We start from the raw sequence: 26,657 nt of genomic DNA on the forward strand, positions 1-26,657 counted from the left end.
CCGACCCGGTCAGCTTTGCCGGCGACCTGCGGCTGCGGCCCAGCGCGGCGGGGATTGCCGCCCTGGTCGAAGCCAGTCCGGGCATCAGCAGCGAGCCGGGCAATGCCGGGCAGCGGGCGCTGGTCGTGCGCGGCGTCGGCATGGCCGGGGAATCCACCACTCTGGTCTATTTCGGTGATGTGCCGATCGCCGGCCCGTCGGGCACCGGCAGCGACGCCGCGCGCACGACCAGCGACCTGTCGCTGGTGGACGTGGCGCAGGTCCGCATCGCGCGCACCGCACGCAGCGCCGAACATGGCGTCGGCGCGCTCGCTGGCGAGGTCGAGATCGCGCCCGAAGAACCGCATCTGGGCCAATGGGGCGGCGGCGCCAGCCTGGGCCTGGGCATGCAGCAGGGCGGCGAGCCGGATCTTTCGGCCTCCTCCACGCTCAATATTCCGCTGGGCGCGCGCGCCGCCCTGCGCGCGACCGCCTATGCCAGCCGCGCAGGCGGCTATGTCGACAATGTCCGCACCGGCGCGCGCAACGTCAATGACGACGACATATCGGGGCTGCGCCTGATCGCGCGGATCGTGCCGCAGCCCGATCTCGACATATCGGCGCTGCTCACCTGGCAGCATCGCCGCATCGCCGACGCCTCCTCCTGGTTCCAGTCGCTCGGCTCCTATCGCACCGATCGCTATTTCGCCGCGCCCACCACCCATGACTTCCTGATGGGGCGGCTCAAGATCGGCTACGGCGACGGCCCGGTCCGCCTGACCAGCATCACGGCCGCTTATCGCTGGTCGCTCGACCGGCGTTATGACCGGACCAACGCCACCTTGCTGCAGGGGCAGGATCCCGAAGCCTGCCAGCGTTATTTCGGGCTCGACAGTCCATCCTGCGATCCGGCGCAGACGCAGCAGTTCGCCGATTATGCCGCCAGCCTCGCGCCATCGCTGCTGCATATTCCGATCGTGTCGACCCGCATCCTGCAGGAATTGCGCCTGGGGCATGACAATGCCCACGGGCTGGGTTGGGTGGCGGGCGTGCTGATCGATCATCGGAGCGAGCGGCTGCGCAGCGAACTCTCCTCCTACAGCGGTGATCCCGATGTGACCGCCGAACTGTTCGGTGCCCGCCGGCTGGCGATCAGTCGCGACCAGGCGGCGCTGTTCGGCACCCTCTCCTATCGCGAGGATGACCTGCTCGTCTCGCTGGGGCTGCGTTATGATGATTATCGCGTCGCGTCGCAGAATGATGTGGTCGTGCCCAATCTGCTCAGCGGATCGATCGACTCCTGGCCCCGCACCGTCAGCCGATCGGGCGGGCTCAGCACCCGCGTCCATATCGACCTGCCGATCGCGCCGGGCGCCAGCTGGCATACCCAGCTGACGCGCAGCATCCGGCCGGGCGGGGTCAATACGGCCTCGGTGCTGCTGCCCGATCGCCGCACCTATGATGGCGACAGCCTGTGGGGCGCGGAACTCGGCTTCAACCTGCATCTCTGGCGCGACAGCGAGATGACGCTGACCGCCTATATGAACGACTGGCGCGACATGCAGTATCGGGCGCTGTCGGAAAATCGCTCGCACGCCTATCTGGTCAATGTCGGCAATGCGATGATCCTGGGCACCGAGTTCGAACTGGTCGCCCGCCCGCTGCCGGGCCTGACCGCCCGGCTGGAGGCCAGCCTGATCCGCGCCGACCTGACCCGCGTGTCCGATGCCGCACCACTGGTCGGCGGGGCTGACAAGGGCGACAGCATCCCCTTCGTGCCGCATCGCCGGTTGCAGGCCAGCCTGTCGCGCAGCTGGTCGGTCGGCGGCCATGGCCAGCTTACGGTCGAGGGCGACTGGCAATATCAGTCGGGTTCCTGGTCCACCTTCACGTCCGACGACCCCGATTTCGTCGATACGTCGGGCTTCTCGCTGTTCGGTGCGGGCCTGAGCTGGCGCTGCGAGCGGACCAGCCTGTCGCTGCGGGCGCGCAATATTTTCAACCGCGTCGCGAATTTGCGCGCGGTGACTAACGGATATGGGGTCGGTCAAACGTTCAGTTCAGGACCGCGATCGATTCTGCTGAGCTGGGACCGGCATTGGTGATGCGGGTCGCCGGTGCGGCTCGCAAGGGGTTGGAAAGCGCGGACAAGGGGTTTTGGGATTGAACCGTCTATCAGGATCGTCGTTGCCGCAACCGGGCGGGGCGGAAAACAGGGCGACCGACTATTCCGCCTATATCCCGGCGCTGCGCCGCTATTTTGCGCGCCGCGTTGCCAGCGCCCATATCGTCGACGACCTGGTGCAGGACGTGATGCTGCGCATGCATGTGCGCCAGTCGCCCGACGGCATCGATAATCTGGAAGGCTATATCTTCCGCACCGCGTCCAGCGTATTGCGCGATCAGGCGCGGCGCGATCAGGTCCGTCATGCCAAGGGGCATGATGAACTGACGGAAAAGGATCATCCTGCTGAGGAACGGACCGCCGACCGCGTCTTACAGGCAAGGGAAGAGATCGCCCAGGTCGTCCGCGCGCTGGAAGAGCTGCCGGAACGGACCCGCGACATCTTCCTGATGCGGCGCTACGAAGGGCTGGCCTATGGCGATATTGCGGAAAGGCTGGGCATTTCGGTGAGCGCGATCGAGAAACATGTCGCCAAGGCCGTCGCGCATGTCGCCCGGCGCATGGCACGATAGGATAGCGGTCACTTCATGACCCAGGACGGGGACGACCCCTTCGACATCGCCGCCGCCCATTGGGCGCGGTTGCAGTCCGGCACGGCGACATCCGCCGAGCGGGCGGCGATCGCCGCCTGGTGCGATGCGGCCCCGGCGCATCGCGCGGCCATGGACGCGGTCGAGCGCGGCTGGGACGTCGCCGGCGCCGCGCAGCAGGATGATGCGATCGCGACGATGCTGGCCCAGATGCAGGCGCGCCAGACCGAAGCCGCTGCGCCAGCAAGGCCGCGCCGCCCCTGGCGCGCGGCCTTGCTGGCAGCCTCGCTGACCGCACTGCTGGCGGTGCCGGCGACGCTCTGGTTCACCAGCCGGCCGGCCGAGCATCCCGTGCCGCCCGCCCTGTCCGGCGAACAGGTGGCACAGGCGACGGGCACGCGCCTGTTCAGCCCCGCCGGCCGCCGCCGCAATATCCAGCTGCCCGATGGTTCACGCGTGATTCTGGACGCCGACAGTGCGATCCGCTTCGCCTTCTCCGCCGACAAGCGGGCGGTCGCATTGGAAACGGGCCGCGCCTATTTCGCCGTCCACAAGGATAAGAGCCGCCCCTTCAGCGTGTCGGCCGGCAAGCTCACGGCCACGGCGGTCGGCACCGCCTTCGACGTATCGCGCCTCTCGGGCCGGGAACAGGTGACAACGACCGAGGGGCTTGTCCGCGTCGTGACGGCTGCGGCAACCCACAATGGCAGCCGCGCCACTTTGCTGCCCGCCGGCATGCGCCTGACGCAGAAGGACCAGAGCGTTTCGGTCGATCTGGTCGACGTGACCCGCGAAAGCGCCTGGCGCGACGGGCGCATCGTCTTCACCGGCCGCTGCCTGTCCGACGTCGCGGCGGAAATGAACCGCTATGGCTCGGGCCGGCTGGAGGTGAAGGAGGATGCCGCGCATATCGCCATCAGCGGCGTATTCGACATCGACAATGCCGATGGCCTGGCCGAAGCGCTGGAGCAGCAGGGGCTGGTCCATGTAGCGCGTAGCGCCGACCGGATCGTCCTGACCCGCGGCGATCAGATCATCCCCGGCGACTGCGCCGTCCGGGGCTGATCCAGTAGAACGGGGCGCCTGTCGACGCCCCGTGTCTTTCCCTTATTTCCGATCGGCCGCGCCATAGAGCAGCGCGTTGAACAGGAATTTGAACGTGCCATAGGATTGGGCGCGCTGCGCCACTTCCGGCCCCATCACCAGCAGCTTGCCCTTGCCGACATCGACATCGGCGACGGCGATCGTGCCGGCCAGCTTCTCCTGTCCCACGGCCCAGCCGCTGCGCAGCAGGTCGCGGCCCTCGAACCAGGACACCTGGCCATAGGGGGTGGCATTCGCCGTCACGAAGGTCTGCGAGCGGTTGAAGAACATGTCCACCTGGTCGGGCAGGCCATAGGCCAGCGGCTGGCGGTTATCGACGCGCGCACGCAGGATCGATCCGGGGATGAAGAAGCTCTTGGTGTCGAGCGGCTTCATCGCCCCCTCCACCTCGCGGGACAATGCAGGCTTGAGCGGCGTGCCGAGCAGGTCGATGAAGCGGGCCGAATTGCCGATCGCCACCACTGCGCCGCCGTTGCGGGCGAAGTCCGCGACCGCCGGCACCGTCTTGGCGTCGGTCAGATCGCCCAGCATCGGCACGAACTCGGCCGGCGTATCCTTGGCGTCTGGCTGCTTGCCGGCGCGGGCCGTTCCCCAGGCGCCGCTCGGCGGCAGTGCGCCGTCGGCGAACAGCAGCACATCATAGTCCTTCGCCAGATTGCCCGCATCCAGACGCTTGGCATAGACCGGCGCGAAGGGAAATTCGAACTTCTCCAGCAGGAAGCGGGTCCAGCCGGTCGGGATATTGCCGCCATAGCGATCGACCAGGCCGATGCGCAGGGGTTTGAGCGCAATGCGATCACCCTGCGGCGCGGCATCGACGGCATGGGCGGTCAGGCCCAGCTCCGTCACCGCATCGCCGATGATCTTCTGCGCGCCGGCCGATGCCGGGATCCAGATCGCGCCGGCCTGCATCGCCTCGCCATCGGCGCTCACCGCCTGCTTCAGCCAGGCCGGACGCACGCCCGCCTTCAACAGGCGGTTGGTCAGGATGAAGCTGTTGTTGCTTTCATGACCGACGATCCAGCCGGCCTTGCCCTGCCCCACGATCCGGCCGGGCGGCGGCGCCAGCAGGTCGGGCACCGGGGTGAAATGCTGGTCCAGCCCGTCGAGCAGCCGGTCGAAGCCGATCCCCATCTGATAGGCCAGCGTATAGCCGGTAATGTCATAGGGCGCCTTGGGCGGGCCACCGGGGAAATCCGTGTCGTGCGGATGGTCCTGCGGCTCGAACATGTCGATCACATGCGGGCGATAGGCCTGGTCGGTGCGCACGATATAGGAGCCGGCGGCATAGCTTTTCCCGCCCGCCTGGAACGGCGCGTCGGCGCGCTCCACCTCGATGCCATTCTTGATGAGCGCGTTGAGGAAGGCGATCGCGGTGGGCATGTCGCGCTGGTCGGCGGGGATGATGTAGGCGCGCGGATCGCGCTCGGCCGGCGCCTGCAGCATCGTCTTGTAAAGGCCGGGATCGACCTTCTTGGGGCCACGCCCTTCGTCGAGCGCCTTGGCATTGGCCAGCCGGTCGACCTTGGATGGGGTGATGGTCCAGCTGTCCTTGCTGCCCTTCTCGATGCTGTTGGCGCCCATCTTCCAGATGTTGAACAGCAGCCGTTCGCGATTGCGCGAGGCATAGTCGATGACGGCGCGGTCCAGCGTCCATTGATAGTCGAGCGAATCCTGCAAATGCCAATCGCGCGGGCCGATCGGCATCATCTCGTCGCCGCGCGGCAACTGGGTCGACGGCACCAGCGGGATCTTCGCCGGGGTCGGCCCGCCGATGATCTCGGTCAGCAGGCCGATGCTGTTGTGGAAATAGGCGACCGATCGTTCCATGCCATTGTGCCAGGTCGAATAGGGCGCCGCGCTGCGCGTGCCCGACCCCGCCTTTCCCTCCGAAATCAGGCGCGAATGCATGGCGAAGCCGACTTCGTTGAGCTGCGCCATGACGATCGGGTCATAGTTGAAATTGAACGGATCGCGGAACGGCGGCACGAACACCACCATGCCCTCCGGCCCGGTCTGATGCTGGTTATAGACGATCTGCGGATACCATTGGCGGAACAGCACCCGATTGACATTCTCCGTCTCGGGCATCGCGGCCATGAAGCTGTCACGGTTATTATCGTGGCCGATATATTTCTGGTAGAGGCGCGGCAGCGTCGCCATCTCGCGCTTCTTGGGATCGGCGGAGCGCATATACCAGTCGGCGACCAGTTCCATGCCATCGGGATTGTCATGCGCGAACAGGATGATGCAGTCGTCCAGCATGCGCATCGTTTCCGGGTCCGACTGGGTCAGCATCCGGTAGAGCACCTGGATCTGCCCCTGCGACGTCACCGTCTCGGTCGCGTGCATGCCCGCGTCGATCCAGACCACCGCCTTGCCCTGCGCCGCCAGCGCGCGCGCCTGCGCCTCGTCCACGCCATGGGCGCGGGCCAGCTTCTCGGCAATGGCGCGATACTCGTCCAGCTTGGCGAGGTTCGCGGGCGAGGAGACGATCGCCATCCACTGGCTGCGCCCTTCCGCGCTCTTGCCGATGTCGACCAGCTTCATCCGGTCGCTCTCGGTCGCCAGCTTCTGGAGATAGGCCTCATATTCGCTGTAATTGGCGAGATAATAGTCGGTCCCCGGCGGCTGCTTGAAGAAGCGCTCGGGCGGGGTCGGCGTGCTGGTCTGGGCGCCAGTCTGGGCCGCGGCAGGAACCGCCTGCAACAGCAGCGCGCCCGACAGGAAAAGCCAATGGGGTTTCATGCAATCTCTCCAGATATCTGGTCGTAAGCAGGCAGAAAGGGAAAGGGGCACGATGTTTCATCGCGCCCCTTCAAGCAGGCCGTCAGCCCTTAGTAGAAGCGGACATTGTCGATCTGCAACCACATGCGCTTGCCCGGACCGCGCGATCCGCCGAACTCGACCTGGGTGATGCCGTCGCCGGTGAAGGCCGGGCCGACCTTGCCGCGCCGCTCGACCGGCTTGAACTGGCTGAACGGCACTTCGACCGCAGCCCAGCCCGCGCCGCCCTGCACCTGCGCTTCCCAGACGCCGTCCAGACCGTTCAGGCGAACGGTGTAGGCGCCGTCACCCTTCAGCTCGAAGCGCAGGCCCTTGTAGCCGCTGATCTTCGCCGGGGTGATCGACCCGCGGCTGAGCGGAATGGCAAAGCCGGCATAGGCCGCTTCCTTGACCGCCATGCGCGCCGACAGCGACAGCGCCTTGCCGCCCTCGTCGCGCGGCACCGTCTGGGTGATCTCGACCGACCGGTCGATGCCGCCATCGGGCGTGTCGACGCGCAACGTGTCGATCGACGAGCGGCGATCGTCGCGCTCGAAATCGTCGATCAGCGCAGGCACGCTGATCGAGGGCAGACGGTCGGTCTTGTTGGCGGCGGGCAGCGCCGGGGCGCCAGCGCCAAAGGCCAGCTTGCCGTCGATCAGCACCTGCGAGACCTTGTAGACATCCTTGATGTTGGTCCAGGGCGTGCCGTCGATCAGTACGATGTCGGCGCGCTTGCCGACCGCGATGGTGCCGCGATCGGCATCGATGCGCATGATCTTTGCGCTGGTCTGGGTGCCGGCGACCAGCGCCTGGCTGGGCGTCAGCCCGGCCTGTACCAGCAATTCCATCTCGTGCAGGGTGGACGGACCATGCGGCGTGCCGGGCATGCCCGCATCGGTGCCCAGCGCGATCGGCACGCCGGCATCGAACAGCGCCTTCACATTGCCCAGCGCAAAGCCGAACTTGCGGAAGGTCTGCTTCAGGCGCGGATCGTCGGCCTTCACATCGCCACGCTTATAGGGATCATAGACCGCCAGCGTCGGCGCCATAGCCATGCCGCTCTGCTTGATCGCGGCGACTTCCTCGGCGGTGATCGGCCGGTCCTGCAGGCCATGGGCGAGCGAATCCACGCCCGCCCGCGCCGCGACCAGGCCGCGATCGACGGTGACGGTGTGGGTCAGCACCGGCCAGTTCTGGACATGGGCTGCCTCGACCGTGGCCTTCAGCGTCCATTCGTCCATGCTGGTATTGTCGGGCGACACGCCATAGCGCCAGCCATCGGAGAAGATCTTCACCAGATCGGGCTGATAGGGCACCAGGCTCTCGATCGCGGCCTTGCCGGCGGCGGGGGTGTTGACCCAGATGGTGGTCGCCTGATCGGCCCAGTCGGCGCCATGGCCGCCGGGCGTGCTGATCCGCGCGGCAAAGCGGACATGGGGCGCGTTCATCTGGCCCAGCCAGGCGCGCAGCGGCGCAAACGCCTCGGGCGCTTCGTTGAAATCATTCACCGTGGTCACGCCGGCCGCGACATAGGCATTGGCGATCTGCGGGAAGGTGCTGGGGCTGCCGCCGGCGGTCCAATGGGTATGGACGTCGAAGAAGCCGGGCAGCAGCGCCTTGCCCTTGGCGTTGATGACCCTGGCACCGCGCGGCACCTTCACATCGGCGCCGACGGCGGTGATGCGGCCATCCTGGATCAGCACGGTGCCGGGCGCGGGCGCCGCGCCGGTGCCGTCGAAAATGGTCGCGCCGACGATGGCGACCGTGCCGCCATCGGCTGGGGCCGAGACGGAAGCGGCGGAATGCAGCGCGATCGGCAGGGCGATGGCCGAGGCCAGCAGAGCAGTGACAACAGATTTACGCATGGGACTTCCCCCTCAAAGGCAATGATTATTCTTCGGTCGCCGGCACGGCCGGCATGCAGAACCAGCATTCGGCATCGCTGCCGATCGGCGCGCCCGGCGGGATCGGCGGCGGCGGCGCGATCGGCTCGGCTAGCTTGGCGCGCTCCTCGGGCGAGGCCGTCAGCATTGTGGCGAGATAGCGATTATGCGCAGCGTCGGCGGCGTCGCCGCGCTTGCCGAGGCGCCCGGCCAGGCTCTCCATATGCGCCCGCACGATCGCGATCGCGGTCGACGACAATTGTTTGTCGTCGGCCAGGCTGATGAGGCGCAGGGCATAGCGGGCCCGGACCTGCCGCGCGATTTCCGCCTGCCGGCCCGTTGCCCCGGCGGCCATCACCCGATCGTCGATCGCGCCCAGATATTCGTCGAGCGACAGCTGGCCGGCATCGGCGGCATGCTGCGCCACCAGCCGGTTGAGCCGTTCGGGCGCCAGCATCGAGATGAAGCTGCCGTCGGCCGCCACTTCAGCCGCGCGCGCCCAGTCGAAGGCGGCGGCAGTGCGGCCGGGTAGCAATTCGATGTCGGTCTGCCGGTCGCTCATGCCCGACTGGATCGATGACAGCAAAGGTGACAGGCGATCGGGCAGATCGAGCGCGGCGGGATCGAGCGTCGCGAGCAGCGCGCGCAGCGCCGCCCGCTGCTGCGCGGCGTCGACCGGTAGCGCCTGCTCATGGCCGTCGCCCTTCACCGCATAGCTGTAATCCACCCCGCCGATCAGCTTCGACGCGGCCGTTACCTGATAGCGGTGAAACAGGTAGATCGGCACGATCATCCGGCGCAGGTCGGCGGCGGCCGCCCCGGCGGGCAGATTGTCGAGCCCGAAGCGGTCGAGCGCGATCCGGCGCACGTCCATGATATGGGTCAGTTGCGCCGCGGCATCCGTGCCGTCATCCCACATATTGCCCCAGGGCTGGGCATCGCCATCGCCGCGTGTGTCACCATCGGCGACAAAGCGATAGCCCTTGGCCTGGACCGCGCGGGTCATGGCGTCGAGCGCGCCCTTCTCGTCGGTGCCGGCCGGGAACTGGCGATAGAGCCAGTCGATCGCGAACCTGTCCCAGGCGCCGACGCCGGTGGCATAGGCATCGGAAAAGTCGAGTGCGCCGTCCCGCACGGCGATGCGCGGCGCGGGATAGTCCATCACCGACGCCCGGTTCTCGAAGGTCGAACCGGCGAAATTATGGGACAGGCCCAGCGCATGGCCGACCTCATGCACGGCGAGCTGGCGCAGCCGCGCCTTGACCAGCATGATCGGGTCGTCGCTGGCGCCGGTGCCTTCCCTGGATGCGCCGGCCAGCCCCTCGAAGATCAGCTTGTCCTGCCAGGCGCGCAGCGATCCCAGCTGCACCACGCCGCGCACGATTTCGCCGCTGCGCGGATCGACGATGGTGGTGCCGGTCGACCAGCCGCGCGTCTCGCGATGGACCCAGGCGATGACATTGTAGCGCGCGTCCATCGGGTTGGCGCCGACCGGCAGTTCCTCGACCCGGAAGGCGTCGACGAAGCCGGCGGCATCGAACGCCTGCGCCCACCATTGGGCGCCTTCCTTCAGCGCATCGCGGATCGCCTGCGGCGCGGCGCGGTCGACATAGAAGATGATCGGCTTCCTGACCGCCGAACGCTCGGCATTGGGATCGGTCTTTTCCAGCCGGAACCGGCGCACCAGCCGGGTGACGATCGGCTCGTCCAGCGCGGCGGCATAATTGTTGCGGATGACCTGGACCGACGTGCCGGTGCGCGGATCATGGGCGCGGGTATGGAAATTGGCGTCGGGCAGGCGGATGAAGCTGTGATGCACCCGCACCGTCAGCCCGCGCGCATCGGGCAGCACGCGCTCGATGCTGCGCCCCGGCTCGTCGCTGGTGAAGGTCAACGCCGCCTCGAACTCGACATTGTCCGGGAAGGCCAGGCTCTGCGTCGGATCGACATAGGACAGTGCCGGCGCAATCTTGAAAGTGCCGGCCTTGGTCGCCTTCAGCCGACCGGCGACGTCAAAGGCATCGCGCATCAGCAGGCCGGACAGGTCGAGCGTGATGCCCCTGTCATCTTCGCTGACAATATCGCCCGACCAGATCGGCGAATTGGAGAAGGAGCGCGCGACCGCCTGTTCCTCGCCGGCGTCGCCATTGAGCGCGCGGAAGCGATAATTCTCGAACTCGGCCAGCACCTTGTTGCCGACCTTGCGGAACAGCAGCACCTGCGTCTCGCCGAGCCGCGCGCGATCCAGGCCGATCTCGGCTGCGCCAAGTCCCCCGGCGATCGAGGGGGTGTAGAGATAGCGAGCGATGACGCCATTGGCGCCCGCCTTGGGCAGGACGATCTTCTGCCCGCCCGCCAGCGTGAACAGGCTGGCCGGGCCCGGACTTGCCGTCGGCGCGGGCTGGGCCAGCGCGGCGCCGGCCGGCACGCTCAGGATCATCAGGGCGACAAGCGGCAGCGCGCGCAGCGATTTCATCAATAACATGTCCCGAAAGCAAAAAAATGGGCACCGGCCGGATGGCCGGTGCCCCAGGAGGCATCAGAATTTGTGGCTGACGTTCAAGTACCAATAGCGACGCAGCGGCGAATAAAGCTGGCCCTGATAGCCACTGGACGACAGCGGCGGTGCCTTGTCGAACAGGTTGCGCACGCCGATGCGCATGCTGGTGCCGCTCAGCGATCCCTCGGTGAAGCGATACTGGCCATAGAGGTTCGCCGTGGTGGTCGCCTTGACCGTCCAGTAATCGCCGTCGGCGTCGATCAGGCCGGTGTCATAGACCTTGCCGGTATATTGGGCGAAGGCACCGACCGTCACATTGTTGAGCGACCAGGTGAGCGAGGCCGAACCGCGCCACTTGGGCTTGCGATCGAGCTGCAACAGGCTGCGGCCACCGGAGATGTTGACGGCGGCGTCGATGTCGCCCGCATCCTGCGCCGCCAGCAGTTCGGCGATGCCCGGCGAGGGTTCCTGATAATATTTCAGGAAGTGCGACGCATTGACCGCGAAGTTGAAGCTGCCGACGCTGGTTTCGGGCGTGCGATAGGTGAGGTTGAAGTCCAGGCCCTTCACCGTCTGCGGCTGCAAATTGGTATATTGGTCGAGGACGTAGAGAACCTCGCCCGCCGGGGTCAGGCCGGTGCCGGCAAAGGCTTCGACATCCGAAGCGGTCGCCGCGGCGCGGATCACGTTCGGATTGCTCGAACCCTGCTTGCGCAGCAGATAGTCGAGGATCAGCGCATTGCCTTCGCCGAAGATGCCGACCAGGCCGGTCTGGCGCACCCGCCACCAGTCGGTGGTGAAGGTCAGATGCCCCATGCCGTCGGGCAGCGGCGGCTCCAGCACGACGCCGAACGACAGGGTCTTTGCCCGTTCGGGATCGAGGTCCGGGTTACCCGAACGCCGCGCCGAGGTGGTCTGCGCCCGCGAACATTGCGAGAAGTCGGTGATGCGGCCGGCGCGGACGTCCGCCTCGCACATGATATAGTCGGTGCGGCTGTTCGCGCGCGTGACGACCGTCGCGTTGGTCTGCTCCAGGTTCGGGGCACGGAACGACTTGGCCCAGGAACCACGGAAGCGGATGCCGCGCACCACTTCCCAGGCACCGGCGATCTTCGGCACGGCGACATCGCCGAAATCGCTATAATGTTCGTACCGACCGGCCAACTGGAGATCCAGGCTGCGCACCAGCGGGATGTCCATTTCCGGCGAAACCAGCGGCACGGCAAATTCGGCATAGGCACCAAACACTTCGCGATGGCCGCTGGTGTCGTTGTTGAGCGCGGAGTTGACGAAGTCGCCTGCAACCGCGCCGGTCAGCGGATCGGTATAGGTGATGGTGCCGTCGATGCGCGGATCGCGATCGTCGAGCTGGGTCTCGCGCCGCGCCTCGATACCCGCCGCAAAGCCGACATTGCCACCCGGCAGGGTGAAGAGGTCGCCCTTGGAGATGCGGAAGTCGTAGGTCGCCAGCGTCGACTTGGTATAGCGAACCAGTTCCTCGCGCATCGCGTCGATGGTCGACTGGCTGTTCACCGACGTGCCGAAGATATTATAGGCGTCCGGGGTCGAGAGCGACAGATATTCCTGCAGCTTGGTGCGGCTGATATTGTCGCTGACGTCGCGAGCCCAGGCTTCGGAATAGCTGATCGCGCTTTCCCAGTTGAAGCCGTTGAACTCGCCGCGCAGACCGGCCAGCAAGCGATATTGCTGGTTGGTCACGGTGACGTTCATCGGACCGAAGTCCTCGAACAGATAATTGTTGATGGTGAGCGGCAGGCCAGCGGCCGGGGCATTGGTGCCGGCCAGGCGGTTGGGATTGACGGTGCCGTTGGCGAACACGGCCTGGCCCAGCGGGTTCCAGTAGTTGCTTGCCGGCACATAGATGGGGATCGAGCTGAGCGTCGCCACCGGGCTCTGCTGCGCCTTGGTCTTGCTGCGATAGAAGCCGGCTTCGGCGAAGAAGGTGACATCGTCACTGATGTCATAATGGCCGGTCATGAACAGGTTGAGGCGGTTGAGGCGCGGCATGATCGACGTGCCCTGCGCCAGCGAGTCATAACGCAGGTCGCGGTCCGCGCCCGCCGTCGCCATCGCCCCATTCTGGATGCAGCGATCATTGCCGATCGCCGCGACGCAGCCCGTGCTGCTGGTCGGCTGCAGGTGGAACTGGCCTGATGCGTTGGTCAGGGACGTGCCGTTGATGGTCACCGGCACATTGCCATAGGTGCGCAGGTTGGCGAAGGGCGTGGTGGTCGACCGGCCGTCGAGCGAGGTCGAGCCTTCGAACGCGGTGCCTTCGAACAGGCCACGGCGGTCGGAGGATTCGGTATAATATTGCTCGGTCGAATCCAGGCCGGTACCATGGTCATAGCTGCCGAACAGGGTGATGTTGCCGCGATTTTCGGCGAAGTTGGTGCCGATCACGCCATTGGCGTTGAACTCGCGCAGGCCGGTGCCTTCCGCGCCGCCATATTGCAGCGACAGTTCGGCGCCCTGATAGTCGGTCTTGAGCACGGTGTTGACCACGCCTGCCACCGCGTCCGCGCCGTAAATGGCGGCCGCGCCGTCGCGCAGCACTTCCAGCCGCTCCAGCCCGTTCACCGGGATGGCATTGGTGTTGTAGCTCAGCACCGGCACCAGCTGGTCGTTCGCTTGGCTGGTCGGGTGGGCAACGACACGGCGGCCGTTCAGCAGCACCAGCGTGTTGCCGATGCCCAGGCTGCGCAGGTCGAGCGAACCGACGTCGCCGCGCGCACCGTTGGAGCTGCCGGGCAGATATTGGCTGTTGAACTGAACGTCGCCAAATTGCGGGATCGAACGGAACAGTTCGTCGCCCGACACGGCGGCTGCGCTCTTGATCTCGTCGGTCGATACGACCGTGACCGGCAGCGCCTCGTTGATCTTCGCGCCCTTGATCTGCGAGCCGACGACGACGATGCCGTCCGCCGCATCCGCCGCCGGGGCGGCGTCCTGCGCCAATGCGCTGCCTGCGGTCATGGCCCAGCCCATGGCGATCAGGCTCGCCGCGCAGGCTCCCTTGTTCCGATACACACCCATATGTCTTCCCCTGGCTCCCGCCATCCGATCCCTTCGGATGGGCTCTGATCTTTTGAGGTTGTCCCCTCGTCCGGCTGCTTGGCCGGAAACCCTCTCATTGTCGGAGACGCAGGCCCGAAAATTTCCCCCATCAAAAATTTCACTTTTGTGATGGTGGTATCCATCGCCCTGATCGATAAGCCGTTTCACCAGTGGGGGATGGTGCGGACCGCCCCGCTTCATGCAGCCAGGGGATCCATCCATGTCACGCTTCGCCCGCTCCTTCCTTGCCCTCCTCGCGCTCGGCGCATCGGCGCCCGCCCTGGCCGGGCCGCTGGCCGATGGCGACAAGATGGCGATCATGGCGGATGTCGATCGCGGCGCGGACACGCTGGCCAAGAACGCGCTGCAGATCTGGAACTATGCCGAAATCGGCTTTCAGGAGACCAAGAGTTCGGCCCTGTTGCAGCAGCAGCTGAAGGCTGCCGGCTTCACGGTCGAGGCCGGGATCGCCGGCATGCCGACCGCCTTCGTTGCCCGCTTCAGGACCGGCGACGGCCCGGTCATCGGCCTGCTTGCCGAATATGACGCGTTGCCCGGCCTGCCCCAGGCGGCCGAGCCAGTGCGCAAGCCGATCGAGGGTATTGCCGGCCATGGCTGCGGCCATAATCTGTTCGGCGCCGCCTCGGTCGCGGCCGCCATCGCCACCAAGGACTGGATGGTCGCGCACAAGATCAAGGGCGAACTGCGCCTCTATGGCACCCCGGCCGAGGAAGGCGGATCGGGCAAGGTCTTCATCGTCCGCGCGGGGCTGACCAAGGATGTATCGGCGATGATCCACTGGCATGCGGCCGACAGCAACAGCGCGTCGCAAAATACCGCGCTCGCCAATATCAGTGGCAAGTTCCGCTTCCACGGCACCGCCGCCCATGCCGCCGCCGCGCCCGAACGTGGCCGCTCCGCGCTCGACGGGGTCGAGGCGATGGATGCGATGGTCAACATGATGCGCGAACATGTGCCGCAGGAAACCCGCATCCATTATGTCATCACCGATGGCGGCAAGGCGCCCAATGTCGTGCCCGACACGGCCGAGGTCTATTATTATGTCCGCCACCCCAACCAGCAGGTGGTCGCCGACATCATGGACCGGGTGAAGAAGGCAGCCGAGGGCGCGGCCATGGGCACTGGCACCACGGTCGAGTTCAACCAGGTCGGCGGCACCTTCGACCTGCTGCCCAACGACACGCTGGGCCATGTCATGTATGACAATCTGAAACAGGTGACCCTGCCCAGCTACAATGCGCAGGAGCAGGCCTTCATCACCCAGATCCAGTCGAGTTTCCCCAAGGGCACGCGCATGGGCGACGGCAGCGTCGAAGCCTATAGCAGCGGCGGCCTGACGCCCGCCTCCACCGATGTCGGCGATGTCAGCTACACGACGCCGACGGTCGGCATGGTCGCGGCCACCTGGGCGCCGGGAACCCCGCCGCACAGTTGGCAGGCGGTCGCCGCCAGCGGCACCAGCGTCGGCACCAAGGGCGCGGTCGTCGCTGCCAAGGCGATGGCGCTGACCGCCGCGCAACTGTTCCAGAGCCCGGATACGCTGGCAGAGGCGAAGGCCGAACTGGATCGCCGTCGCGGCAAGGATTTCGTCTATCGCTCGCTGCTGGGCGACAAGGGACCGGCGCTGGAATATCGAAACGGGAAATAGCCCGGATTTCACCAATCCCGCGCTTAAAGGACAAAGGCGGCATAACGGCGCACCCGCCTCCACTCCTCCAGCCTGACTCCAGCCATATGAAAAAGGCAGCATATCCGGGGCACTTCCCAGACATGCTGCCTTTTCGGTAATCCAGAGCTGTGCAAGATGACTGACCCAACCTCGAAAGGAGGATCGGGACTTGCATCATTTCAAAAGCACTTATTCCTTGGACAGATCATAGTGGCTGCTCGAATAGTGGAGCGGGCCATGCTGCTTGATCACATCACGCTGGCTATGATCAAAATAATAAGGCCGAGCATTTGCGGGACAGAAATGCCCCACCAGGCTTTGCCGCGTCAGATTGGTGTCCTTAACCGGTGAACCGCCATGGGCCAGGTCGGCGTGCCAGATCAGCACATCCCCCTTCTTGGGACGGAAAACGTCGATCCCCGACGGCAATTGCAAGGATTGCTCATACAGGTAGCGGCTCCATCCCTCATGGACGTCCAAACCATCCTCTTCAGCCGACCAATGCTTCTTGTTGCCAGCGAAGGGATAGTCCGGGAACCGGTGAGAACCCGGCGCATACATGAGTTCGCCCGAGCCTTCCTTGACATCTTCAAGCGCGATCCAGCACGCGGCCAATTCCATCGGACGATCGACCACAACATAGGCCGTGTCCTGATGCAGTCCCTGCTGCGACCCCTGATCGAAGCTCAGGCTCTGGAACAACAGCGGATCATCGGCAAAGATCAGCTTCAAGAACGCGAACAGGCGCGGCGACGCGAACAAATCGAGCGCTTCGGGCAGGCCAACATAGGAATCGACGATTCTGGTACCAAGCCGATCGACCGGCTCGGTCAACGGCTGCGCATGGTAGGAACCATGATGCTGATATAGCAGGCGTTCGTTTCCTTCCCTGAAGGACTTCTCGACCTGCTGCTGGAAGGCATCGATCGCATCCAGATCAATTGCGCCCTCCAGGATGAGAAATCCATTCTCAACGAAGAAAATCAGATCGTCACGAACATTGGCGGGAAGATGCATCGCCGAAAGGCGTTGCCGCCAATCAGCCCTGTCAATCCACATGCCACCAAATTTTGAATGAAAATTGGGGGTATCCATAAATATTGTGCCCTGCCCAAGGTCTTGCGTCATCGATCGAGATTCGGACGATTTGTCTAATATGGGCTTTTTGAAAGCGCAATGCATCTAGAGGGTTAGGACCCGTTGCAATGGTGACGATCCTCTTCACCATCGCGACGACACGGGCGATGAGACAAAAGTCGCGAATATTGGTCCTCGACAGTCCGCCACCAAATAACGAAAGGCATATGCGACGGGACAGACCCAGGGCTAGGCAATTCCCCTTCCCATCATCATAATGGCCAGGCCAGTCCGAGCGCCTTCCGGAAATTACCGATCGCGATGGAAATTCTGGCTGACCGGTGCAGGCTTATACCTCGCCCGCCCTGCTACACCCTCGACATTTTCCCGATCACCTTGAGCAAATCGGCGATCTTGAACGGCTTTTCGATCGCTGGCACCGCGTCGAATGCCTCAGGCAAATGGTCGCGCCCGTAACCGCTAACGAACAGGAAGCGCTTGCCCCGTTCCGACAAGAGGCGGGCGATGCGCTCCACACCTTCCCCCTGAAGATTGCCATCGAGCAGCGCGAGATCGAACTCTCCCTGATCGATCAGAGCCAGCGCATCTTCTACAGTCGCCGCCTGGCCGACGACATGTCCGCCAGCGTCTTCCAGCGTCGCTGCCAGTTCAAAGGCGACCAGCGGCTCATCCTCGATCAGCAGCAGGCGACATCCCCCCAGATGAAGCCCCTCCCCGCCGGCATGGTCCGCCTGCAGTTCGCTTACTGCCGGCCGTATCTTCTTGCGCAAACGCGGACCCGAGACATAGGGCAGCGTCAGCGTCCATCCCATGCCTTCCGCGCCGTAATGGGGCTGGGCACTGCCGCCGTCGGAACGCAGGCTACGTTCGATCAGCGCGGTGCCGAAGCCGCGACGGCTGGGCGGCGCAACCGGCGGACCGCCCCGTTCGCGCCAATCCAGAACCAGTTGATCATTGGTCAGGCGCCATTCCAGCTCGACACGACCGGTCGGCGCTGACAGTGCGCCATATTTATGGGCGTTGGTCACCAGTTCGTGCAGCACCAGCGCCAGGTGCAGCGCCGGTTCGGGCCGCAGATCGACCTCCGGCCCGTTCCAATGGAATCGTTCGCCGTCGATCGCGCCGATCGTCACCTGCCCCTCGATCAGATCCCCCAGCCGCGCGGCCTGCCAGGTTTCGCCGCTCAGCAGCGAATGGGCACTGGCCAGCGCGTGGATACGACCGATGAAGGTCGGGGCAAAATCGGACGGGCCGGACGAATGGCGCAAGGTCTGGGTGGCGATCGCCTGGACCGACGCCAGCGTGTTCTTCACCCGATGGTTAAGCTCGCCGATCAGCAGCTTCTGCGTAGCCTCCGCTCGCTTGCGGTCGGTCACGTCGAGGATCTGCAGGCTGATGGAGAAGAGCCGGCCGGCGGCATCGCGCAGCGCCGAGCAATAGCATTCGCAATCGAGGGTCAGTCCCTCGGCTGTATGGAAGCGCAGCAGGCGATTGGTGCGCGGCACGGTGCCGGCGATCATCTCGTCCATCAGGCCGGCAAAGTCGCCGCGCTGGCTGTCGTCCAGCCATTTGAGTTCGGACGCGCCAAAGCCCGCCACCTCTGCCGCACGCCAGCCGAACAGCCGCTCCGCTCCCTTGGACCAGGCAACGACATGGCGCTGGGCGTCGATTTCCACGATCGCCAGCGGGCTGTTGTCACCATGGGCCTGGATGCGGGCCAGCGCCGCGGCATGGCTGTCACGTTCCCGCGCCAGTTCCTGCCGCTGCTGGAACAGCTCGACGAACAAGGCGACCTTGTGCCGCAGGATATGGGGGTCGACCGGCTTGAACAGATAGTCGATCGCACCGCTTTCATAGCCGCGAAACTGGCGCCGCTCGTCGGTCGCCACGGCGGTCAGGAAGATGATCGGCACACGCCGGGTCCGTTCCGTGCCGCGCATCAGTTCGGCCAGCTCGAACCCGTCCATGCCCGGCATCTGCACGTCGAGCAGCGCCAGCGCGACATCCTCCACCAGCAGCAGTTCAAGCGCCTGCATGCCCGACCGCGCCTTGATGAGGGTCACGCCCTCGTCCGCCAGCAGCGCTTCAAGCGCGGTCAGATTTTCCTCGACATCGTCGACCGCCAGGATCTTGGTGGGCTCAGGCTGCATGGTCGAGCGCCTTCAGATCCTGCAGGTTGCGGCGATAGATTTTCTCGCCCTCGTCGAAATCGGCAAAGCCATCGGAATAGCGCGAGAAGCGCAGCGTTTCCTTCGAACCCAGCCCGAGGAAGCCGCCGCGGACCAGCGATTCCCCGAACAGGCCGAGCGCGCGATCCTGCAATTCGCGATCGAAATAGATGAGCACATTACGGCTGGACACCAGCTGTACCTCCCCAAAGACCTGGTCGCTCGCCAGATTATGTTGTGCAAAGACCGCGCGGCGACGCAGCGTCTTGTCGAAGACGGCGGCGCCATAGGCGGCAGTATAATAGTCGGACAGCGAGGCCTTCCCGCCCGCAAGCCGATGATTTTCGCTGAATTGCGGCAGACGATCGATGGCGTAGATGCCCGCTTCCGCCTTTTCGAGCGCGGCCGGGCTGATGTCGGTGCAGTAGAAGATCGTACGATCCTCCAGCCCTTCCTCGCGGAACAGGATCGCGAGCGAGTAGAATTCCTCGCCATTGGCGCAGCCGGCGATCCACACCTTGAGCGAGGGATAGGTCTTGAGATGCGGCACGACCTGCTCGCGCAACGCCCGGAAATAGGCGGGATCGCGAAACATTTCGCTCACCTGGATGGTGAGGAAGCCCATCAGGTCGGCAAACACGGCGGGATCGCGCAGCAACAGATGCTGGAGTTGGGACAGGCTGTCGCAGCCATGCTGATGCTGGGCACGGGCCAGCCGGCGATGTAGCGATCCGCGCGAATAGCCGCGAAAGTCGTAATGATAATGGCGGAAGATCGCTTCGAGCAGCAGGTCGAGCTCCAGTTCGTCCCGCGGCCCGAAATGCTCCTCCATCAGCGAGGCATCCATACACGCACCAGGCTGAGCAACTTGTCGACGTCGAGCGGCTTGGCGAGATAGTCGTTGGCACCGGCGGCCAGGCATTCCTGCTGGTCCTGCGCCATCGCCTTGGCCGTGAGCGCGATGATCGGCAGGCCCACGCCCCAGCCCTGCTTGCGGATTTCGCGCATCGCCGTCAGCCCGTCCATTTCCGGCATCATCACGTCCATCAGCACGAGATCGACCTTGGGCGCCTCGGTGCGCGCAGCCTCTTCGAGCGCGACAAGCGCCTCGCGGCCATTGCGTGCGATACGGACATGAACCCCATGGGGTTCGAAAATGCTCGTGAGGGCATAAACGTTCCGTATATCATCCTCGACAACCAGAATATTTTTGCCTTCCAGCGCCTCATCACGGCTGAGCGAACGGGCGATCAGCTGCTGCTGAAGTTCGGGCAGTTCCGACACCACCTGATGCAGGAACAGCGTCACTTCATCGAGCAGCCGTTCGGGCGACTTCGCCCCCTTGACGATGATCGACTTGGAATAGCGGCGCAGGCGCAGCTCCTCCTCCGCGCCGAGGTCGCGGCCGGTATAGACGATGACCGGCGGGAAGCCGACGCTGTCATCCGCGCTCAGCCGTTCGAGCAGGTCGAAACCGGACGCATCGGGCAGGTTGAGATCGAGCACCATGCAGTCGAAGGTCTCGCGACCCAGCATTTCGAAACATTGGGCGGCCGAATGGGCCTCCAGCGTCTCGACCTCGCGGGAGGCGAGCAGCAGCTTGATGCTCTCGGCCTGCTGGGCGTCGTCCTCGACTACCAGAACCCGGCGCATGCGCTGGGCCATGCGCGCCTCCAGCCCTTCAAGCATGTCGATCAGCGCATCGCGCTTCACCGGCTTGAACAGATAGCCGATCGCGCCGCTGGCCAGCGCCGCCTGGCTGTCATCATCGACCGACACGACATGGACCGGGATATGGCGGGTGCGCATGTCGCGCTTGATCCGGTCTAGCACCGACAGGCCGGTATGGTCGGGCAGGTTCATGTCCAGGATCACGGCATGAGGCAGATATTGCCGAGCCATCAGCGCGCCTTCGTCGGCGGTGCCGGCGATCAGGCACTGGAAGCCCTGTTCATGCGCGATGTCGCACAGGATGCGGGCGAAGACCGGATCATCCTCCACGATCAGGATCAGGCGCGAATCCCCGGACAAGGTTTCACGATCATCCTGGGTATCGACCAGGCTGGCGATACGCTGGCGCGCGGGCGCCACCGGCTGGGGCCGCGGCGCTTCGGCCAGGCTGATCGAGGGCAGATGGCTGAGCGCGGGATCGAAGCGATCGGGCAGCAGCAGCGAGAAGGCACTGCCCTCGCCCGGCTGGCTTTCGACGCGCAGTTCGCCGCCCAGCAGCCGCGCGAGTTCGCGCGAGATGGAGAGGCCAAGGCCGGTGCCGCCATATTTGCGGCTGATCGTGCCATCGGCCTGGCGGAAGGGTTCGAAGATCAGCTTCTGCTGCGCTTCCGCAATGCCGACGCCGCTGTCCTGCACGGTGAAGGCCACCCGGCCATCCGCATGCCGGCCAACGGTCAGCGCGACCTCGCCCCGATCGGTGAATTTGATCGCATTGGACAGGAAATTCTTCAGCACCTGCTCGACGCGCTGCGGATCGGTTTCGATCTCGACCGGATCGGCGCCGGCGGCAAGGCGGAAGGACAAGCCCTTGGCCTGGGCCGAGGGCGCGAAGATCGCCTGCAGCTTGTCCAGCATCGGCGCGATCCGCACGGAACGCGGCTGCAACTCCAGCTTGCCCGCCTCGATCTTGGAAATGTCGAGAATGTCGTTGATCAGGGTCAGCAGGTCATTGCCAGACGTCTCGATCGTTTCGGCATGGCGGACCTGATCGGCGCTGAGATTGCCGGCACGATTTTCCGCCAGCAGGCGCGCCATGATGAGCAGCGAGTTGAGCGGCGTGCGCAGCTCATGGCTCATATTGGCGAGGAATTCGGACTTGTAGCGGCTGGCCTGGTCCAGCTCGGCGGCCTGCTGCTGGAGCGAAAGCTGGGCGCGGGCGAGATCGTCGCGCTGGGCCTGCATGTGGCGGGCCTGCTCTTCCAGCTGGACATTGGTCTGTTCCAGCTCGCTCTGCTGCGCCTCCAGACGGGTGGCGGAGTCCTGAAGCTGGCGGCTCTGGGTTTCCAGCTCGTCATTATTGGCGCGCAGTTCCTCGCCCTGGGCCTGCAATTCCTCGGCCTGACGCTGGGTTTCCTCAAGCGCGTCCTGCAACCGGGCGCGGAAACGGGCCGAACGCAGCGCGATGCCCATGCCGGCGCTCGCTTCCTCCAGCAGTTCGAGCACGCGGTCATCGACCGGATCGAAGGCGCCCAGTTCCAGCACCGCATTGACGATGCCGTCCGTCACGGTCGGCACGATCAGCAGATGGCGGGGACGATCGCGGCCAAAGGCCGAGCCGATCGTCAGATAATGATCGGGCACATCATGCAGCAGTTGCGCCCGCCCTTCGGCCGCGACCTGGCCGAGCAGCCCTTCCTTGGCGACGAAGCGCTGCGGCATATCGGCATCGGCCGGCACGCCGAGCGTCGCGACGCGGTTGAACTGGCCATCCTCGCCCTTGAACAGGGCACCGCCCTGGAAACCGAGATAGCGCGCGAGGAAGGCAAGGATCGCCTCCCCCAGCTGCTCGACGCTCTGGTCGCCGCGCATCGCGTCGGACAGGCCCAGATGCCCCGCCTGCAACCAGGCCTGGCGCGCGCGCGCCTTGCTGTTGCGGCGCACCAGCAGATAGACGGCGATGGTCAGCACCACGCCCAGAAGGCCAGTGACAAGGCCCGACATGATCGCGGTCTGCGAGGCCGAAGCCATGTCGGCGAGGCGGATTTCCCGCAGTCGCAGTTCCTCACGCGCCATAGTGTCGAGCTGGGCCCGGACGGCGTCCATTTCCTGTTTGCCGCGGCCGGTGGTGACGATCGTCAGCGCCTGGATGATGCTCTGGTTGCGCCGCGCCTCGATCGTTTCCCTGAGTTCGGCAAGCTTGGCATCGACATGACGCCGCAGGCGGGCGAGATTATTCTGCTGGGTCGGGTTGTCGCGGGTCAGCCTGGCCAGCGCATCGAGCCGGCCGGGCATGGTCGCCACCGCATTCTCATAGGGCTCCAGATAGCCGCGGTCGCTCGTCAGCAGATAGCCGCGCTGGCCGGTCTCGGCATCCTGCGCGGTCGAGAGCAGTTCGTCGAGCGCGATCAGCACATTATGGGTATGGCGGATCGCCCGGTCGCTCTCGCCCAGGCCCTGGATGTTCAGATAGGCGACGGCGCCGCTGACCAGGAAGAAGGCGATTCCGAGGAAGAGGCCCAGCGCCGCCCATGCATCCGTGCGCCCACTGATGGAGCCCAATTTCGCCTTACCCATTATCATCCTGTTGTCGTTGCCGTGACGGAGCTGCCGACTAAGAGGCATTTCCGCGCGAAAGCAAGCGTCACCCCGCATGATATGGATCATCGGCGTCCATAATCACCAATTATCCCTGTCTGTTCGGGTTCGTTCAGCGCGGACGCCCGATCAATCCAGCCCTTCGGTCATTGGCGGAACTGGCTCTTCATAGATTGAGACAATCTCGTCGCTTGCCCGCTTCTCCGGCCAGATTTCGTCCAGCGTGGCAGGATCGTAAATCCGGCCATTCTTCATAACGGCGCCGATCTTCTGCGCATTGGCAATGTCGGCCAGCGGATCGGCGTCCAGGATCAGCAGGTCGGCAAACTTGCCCGGCTCCAGGCTGCCGACATCGTCGCTATGGCCGATCACCTCGGCCGACCCGATCGTCGCAGCCTTCAGCGCCTCCATCGGCGTCGCGCCGCCAGCGGCAAAGGCCTGCAACTCCCACTGATAGCCCAGCCCCTGGATCTCGCCATGGCTGCCAAGGCCGACGAGGCCGCCGGCGCGCTGTATCTTCACCGCGTCGGCCGCGATCTGCTGCCAGCTCTGCGCCTCGGGCGGCATCCAGTGGCGGTTGCGCAGCTTGTCGCTGACGATGCCGGCCGGCACGAAATGGGTCCACTTCGCGTCGTCCTGTGGCCGCTTATTGATGATGAAGTCGAACAGCGCCGGGGTGGTGCCATAGGCGACCAGGATGGTCGGCGTGTAGCTGGTGCGGCTCTGCGCGAACAGGCGGACGATATCCTCGCGCAGCGGCGACACCGGGATGCTGTGCTCATTGCCGGAAAATCCGTCGATCGCGTGGGTCAGGTTCAGCACCATGTCGCTCGCGCCCTCGGTCGTGGGCATCATGCCCAGTTCCGCCGCTGCCTCGACCATAAACTGGCGCTGGGCGCGGTCGCCGATCATGTAGCTCTTGATGTTCCGGGTGCGATAATGGTCGCGATAGCGGGTGAGGACGTCGACCGCATCCTGCTTGCTGTGGATTTCCGCATTCACGAACACGCCCGGCCCGGTCGACCAGGCGCGCGGCCCCCGCATCATGCCGGCATCGATCATGTCCTGATAGGCGAAGATGTCGGTGGTGAAGGGCTGAGGGTCGAGCGCCGACGTGACACCGAAGGCGAGGTTGGCGGCAAAGTCCCAATGGCCGCGCTCCTGGATGCCGCGCCGTATCTCGAACCAGTGGGCATGGGTGTCGACGAAGCCGGGGACGATATATTTGCCGCCGACATCACGGATCGTCGCGCCCTGCGGCACGGCGACCGATCCGCTGGCGCTGACCGCGACGATGCGATTGTCGGTGATGACGATGTCGGCATTGCGGATCACATCCTGTCCGCCCGCCATCGGCATGACGGTCGCGCCGCGCAGCACGACGCTGCCGCGGGGCACATCGCGCGGCAGTTCGACCGGCAGGGCGAAGCTCTGCGCCGCCGTCTCGGCCGCGCCCGGCGCCACGTTCAATGCCTGATCGATCGGCAAGCGGCGGAAGGTCGACCCGACCGACCAGGTGACGGTCGCGCCCTTATCGGCCCAGTCGATGAAGTCGGCGCCGACCCGTGTCAGCTTGCGTCGCGCCACCGCCGGCGTGTCGAGATTGACGGTCGCCGGCTCGCCGCCATTGGCCGGCGGAATGTCGACCAGATAGGCCTGGCTGAACGATTTGATGAGCGCGCGGCCGCCGTCCGGGCTGATCCGCACATCCTCGACTGGTGCCGGGCCGGGGAAATATTGGCCCAGCCCATGGGCCAGCACGCGCAGCAGCGGCTGCGGATCGCCGCCCGCCAGCGGCACGGAGGACAGGCCGCCGGCGCCGTAGAAATAGAGGGTGTCACTTTCGCTGGCGAACTGCGGCTGGCGCGCGCCCATGGCATGGGTGATCAGCCGTGCTGTGCCACCGCCGGCGGGCATGTGTATGATGTCGGTCGGGCGCGCGGGATCGATCTCCGACGCGGTGCGCAGCCGGTCATATTGGTTCCCGCGCAGCGCCACCACGCCCTTGCCATCGGGGGTGAAGACGGGCTGGCTGTAAAAGGCCGGAAACTGCGTCAGCCGGCGCGGCGTGCCGCCCGTAGCCGGGATCGTCCAGACATGGCCGCCATCCTTGGCGGTCCAGCTGACATAGGCGATGCTCTTGCCATCGGGCGACCAGCTCGGCTGGAAGGCATCGGCCGCGACAATGCGTTTAGGTGTCATGTTCGCTGTCAGCTTCTGGACATACAGCCCGCCCAGAGCGGTGAAGGCGACGCTGCCGCCATCGGGCGACTGGCGCGGCGCCTGTACCACGCGGACGCGCACCGGCCCGGTCTCTTCCCTCTGCCGCACGCGGGTCAGCGGGCCGAGGCCCAGTTGCACCGGCGCACTGAAGGGGATGTCGCTGATCTTGCCTGATGCGATGTCGAGCCGCCTGATCCCGCCGCCGACGCTCATCAGCATCGCCCTGTCGCCCGGCATGAAGCTGAAGCGCGGCAGCAGGTCGGCATAATAGCCGCCATCCTGGCCGTCCCGGTCGATCGGGAAGGCGATCCACTTGTCCTCGCCGGTCTCCAGGTTGCGGAGCCTGAGGCCGTCCTTCTGGCCCTGCCGGCTGGCATAGGCGAGCAGCTTGCCATCATGCGACAGCGCCGGACGCATCGCGCCGCCGGCCGACTGGATGATCGTCTCGTCCTGTCCGCTCTTGAGGTCGCGGCGCGCGATCGACCAGTTGGGCAGGTCATTCTCGGTCCAGGTATGGCCGCGCTTGGTCGCATAATAGAGATAGCGGCCGTCGGGCGTCGCGACCGCGCCCATGGCGTTCATCTTCGCGTCCCAATTGTCGGGCGATCCCGCCTTGGTAATCTGGATGCCGCTGCCGCCGTCACGGTCATACATGAACAGCTCGAACGCCAGGATCGAATGGACCGTGCGCGAAACATAGACAGAGCGGCCATCGGGCGACCAAGCCGGCGAGGAATAGATGGCGAGCGACTGGTCCTGCGACAGCTGCTTGAGGCCGGTGCCATCGACATTGGCGATCCAGAGATTGGTGACGCCCGACCGGTCGGAGAGGAAGGCGAACTGCTTACCGTCGGGCGAGAAGACCGGGTTGCGCTCGAACGCCATGCCGGTCAGCAGCGGCCGCGCCGTGCCCCCGCCGGCGTCCAGCGCATAGATGTCGCCCAGCAGGTCGAACAGGATCGTCTTGCCATCGGGCGACATGTCCGGCTGCATCCAGGTCGCTTCATGCGCGTCATAGCGCAGCGTCCGCGTGGGCGTCAGGCTCAGCCCCTTGCTGTCCTGCGCCAGCGCGGGATGGGCACAAAGCAGGGACGCACCCAGCAGCAGGGAGGCAAGAGAACGCATTGCGGCCTTTCGGTCAGAAGCTAGGAAGGCAGATAGGGAACGGGGCCGCAGCCTTGCGG

At 65.4% G+C, this 26,657-nt stretch carries 13 protein-coding genes (1 of these 13 cut by a window edge); 4 read left to right on the forward strand and 9 right to left on the reverse strand.

All coding sequences use genetic code 11. From position 1 onward, the window contains the following. The 3 genes from N6H05_RS18035 to N6H05_RS18045 all read left to right on the forward strand — a co-directional run. On the forward strand, window positions 1–2,084 hold the 3' portion of the coding sequence (locus N6H05_RS18035; protein WP_284110944.1) for a TonB-dependent receptor. 385 nt of this gene lie to the left of the window's left edge; 2,084 of the gene's 2,469 nt are visible here — the last part of the coding sequence; its start codon lies off the left edge, out of view; it ends in the stop codon at window positions 2,082–2,084. An 82-nt stretch (window positions 2,085–2,166) separates the two neighbouring features. Further along, the gene (locus N6H05_RS18040; RefSeq protein WP_502958980.1) at window positions 2,167–2,676 is read left to right on the forward strand and encodes an RNA polymerase sigma factor; all 510 of its coding nucleotides are present in this window, start codon (window positions 2,167–2,169) and stop codon (window positions 2,674–2,676) included. Between the two features lie 15 nt (window positions 2,677–2,691). Beyond that, complete coding sequence (locus N6H05_RS18045) at window positions 2,692–3,759, forward strand: FecR family protein (RefSeq protein WP_284110946.1); 1,068 nt, start codon at window positions 2,692–2,694, stop codon at window positions 3,757–3,759. Window positions 3,760–3,801: 42 nt separating this feature from the next. On the opposite strand, the gene N6H05_RS18050 is transcribed toward N6H05_RS18045, so the two are convergent. From N6H05_RS18050 to N6H05_RS18065, 4 genes are all read right to left on the reverse strand, one after another. Continuing rightward, window positions 3,802–6,546 carry a M14 family metallopeptidase gene (locus N6H05_RS18050; protein ID WP_284110947.1) on the reverse strand — a complete coding sequence of 915 codons (2,745 nt, stop codon included), beginning with the start codon at window positions 6,544–6,546 and terminating at the stop codon, window positions 3,802–3,804. Between the two features lie 89 nt (window positions 6,547–6,635). After that, window positions 6,636–8,432: a CIA30 family protein gene (locus N6H05_RS18055; RefSeq protein WP_284110948.1), complete on the reverse strand. Its 1,797-nt coding sequence runs from the start codon at window positions 8,430–8,432 to the stop codon at window positions 6,636–6,638. 25 nt (window positions 8,433–8,457) lie between these two features. Then, the gene (locus N6H05_RS18060; protein ID WP_284110949.1) at window positions 8,458–10,926 is read right to left on the reverse strand and encodes a zinc-dependent metalloprotease; all 2,469 of its coding nucleotides are present in this window, start codon (window positions 10,924–10,926) and stop codon (window positions 8,458–8,460) included. 63 nt (window positions 10,927–10,989) lie between these two features. After that, complete coding sequence (locus N6H05_RS18065) at window positions 10,990–14,007, reverse strand: TonB-dependent receptor domain-containing protein (protein ID WP_284110950.1); 3,018 nt, start codon at window positions 14,005–14,007, stop codon at window positions 10,990–10,992. Window positions 14,008–14,248: 241 nt separating this feature from the next. Between N6H05_RS18065 and N6H05_RS18070 the strand changes: the two genes are divergently transcribed. Then, on the forward strand, window positions 14,249–15,697 hold the full coding sequence (locus N6H05_RS18070) for an amidohydrolase (RefSeq protein ID WP_010336076.1): 1,449 nt from the start codon (window positions 14,249–14,251) through the stop codon (window positions 15,695–15,697). Window positions 15,698–15,907: 210 nt separating this feature from the next. On the opposite strand, the gene N6H05_RS18075 is transcribed toward N6H05_RS18070, so the two are convergent. The 5 genes from N6H05_RS18075 to N6H05_RS18095 form a co-directional block, all read right to left on the reverse strand. Further along, a complete protein-coding gene (locus N6H05_RS18075) occupies window positions 15,908–16,813 on the reverse strand; it encodes a phytanoyl-CoA dioxygenase family protein (RefSeq protein ID WP_284110952.1) in 906 nt (301 codons plus the stop codon). A gap of 350 nt (window positions 16,814–17,163) precedes the next feature. Next, window positions 17,164–18,966: a response regulator gene (locus N6H05_RS18080; RefSeq protein ID WP_284110953.1), complete on the reverse strand. Its 1,803-nt coding sequence runs from the start codon at window positions 18,964–18,966 to the stop codon at window positions 17,164–17,166. Beyond that, entirely contained in the window at window positions 18,956–19,831 is an 876-nt protein-coding gene (locus N6H05_RS18085; RefSeq protein WP_284110954.1) for a CheR family methyltransferase, read from the reverse strand. Before N6H05_RS18085 ends, N6H05_RS18080 begins: the two co-directional genes overlap by 11 nt. Beyond that, on the reverse strand, window positions 19,816–23,229 hold the full coding sequence (locus N6H05_RS18090) for a response regulator (RefSeq protein ID WP_284110955.1): 3,414 nt from the start codon (window positions 23,227–23,229) through the stop codon (window positions 19,816–19,818). Before N6H05_RS18090 ends, N6H05_RS18085 begins: the two co-directional genes overlap by 16 nt. 150 nt (window positions 23,230–23,379) lie before the next feature. Beyond that, window positions 23,380–26,598 carry an amidohydrolase family protein gene (locus N6H05_RS18095; protein WP_284110956.1) on the reverse strand — a complete coding sequence of 1,073 codons (3,219 nt, stop codon included), beginning with the start codon at window positions 26,596–26,598 and terminating at the stop codon, window positions 23,380–23,382. Between the last annotated feature and the right edge of the window lie 59 nt (window positions 26,599–26,657).

Origin of the sequence: Sphingobium sp. WTD-1, assembly GCF_030128825.1 — a bacterium.
Lineage (GTDB): Bacteria > Pseudomonadota > Alphaproteobacteria > Sphingomonadales > Sphingomonadaceae > Sphingobium.

What these genes read in the sequence shown, in the direction of transcription:
- N6H05_RS18045 (WP_284110946.1), top strand. Translation starts at nt 2,692, where the DNA reads ATGACCCAGGACGGGGACGACCCCTTCGACATCGCCGCCGCCCATTGG.
- N6H05_RS18050 (WP_284110947.1), bottom strand. Translation starts at nt 6,546, where the DNA reads ATGAAACCCCATTGGCTTTTCCTGTCGGGCGCGCTGCTGTTGCAGGCG.
- N6H05_RS18055 (WP_284110948.1), bottom strand. Translation starts at nt 8,432, where the DNA reads ATGCGTAAATCTGTTGTCACTGCTCTGCTGGCCTCGGCCATCGCCCTG.
- N6H05_RS18060 (WP_284110949.1), bottom strand. Translation starts at nt 10,926, where the DNA reads ATGAAATCGCTGCGCGCGCTGCCGCTTGTCGCCCTGATGATCCTGAGC.
- N6H05_RS18065 (WP_284110950.1), bottom strand. Translation starts at nt 14,007, where the DNA reads ATGGGTGTGTATCGGAACAAGGGAGCCTGCGCGGCGAGCCTGATCGCC.
- N6H05_RS18070 (WP_010336076.1), top strand. Translation starts at nt 14,249, where the DNA reads ATGTCACGCTTCGCCCGCTCCTTCCTTGCCCTCCTCGCGCTCGGCGCA.
- N6H05_RS18075 (WP_284110952.1), bottom strand. Translation starts at nt 16,813, where the DNA reads ATGGATACCCCCAATTTTCATTCAAAATTTGGTGGCATGTGGATTGAC.
- N6H05_RS18080 (WP_284110953.1), bottom strand. Translation starts at nt 18,966, where the DNA reads ATGCAGCCTGAGCCCACCAAGATCCTGGCGGTCGACGATGTCGAGGAA.
- N6H05_RS18085 (WP_284110954.1), bottom strand. Translation starts at nt 19,831, where the DNA reads ATGGATGCCTCGCTGATGGAGGAGCATTTCGGGCCGCGGGACGAACTG.
- N6H05_RS18090 (WP_284110955.1), bottom strand. Translation starts at nt 23,229, where the DNA reads ATGGGTAAGGCGAAATTGGGCTCCATCAGTGGGCGCACGGATGCATGG.
- N6H05_RS18095 (WP_284110956.1), bottom strand. Translation starts at nt 26,598, where the DNA reads ATGCGTTCTCTTGCCTCCCTGCTGCTGGGTGCGTCCCTGCTTTGTGCC.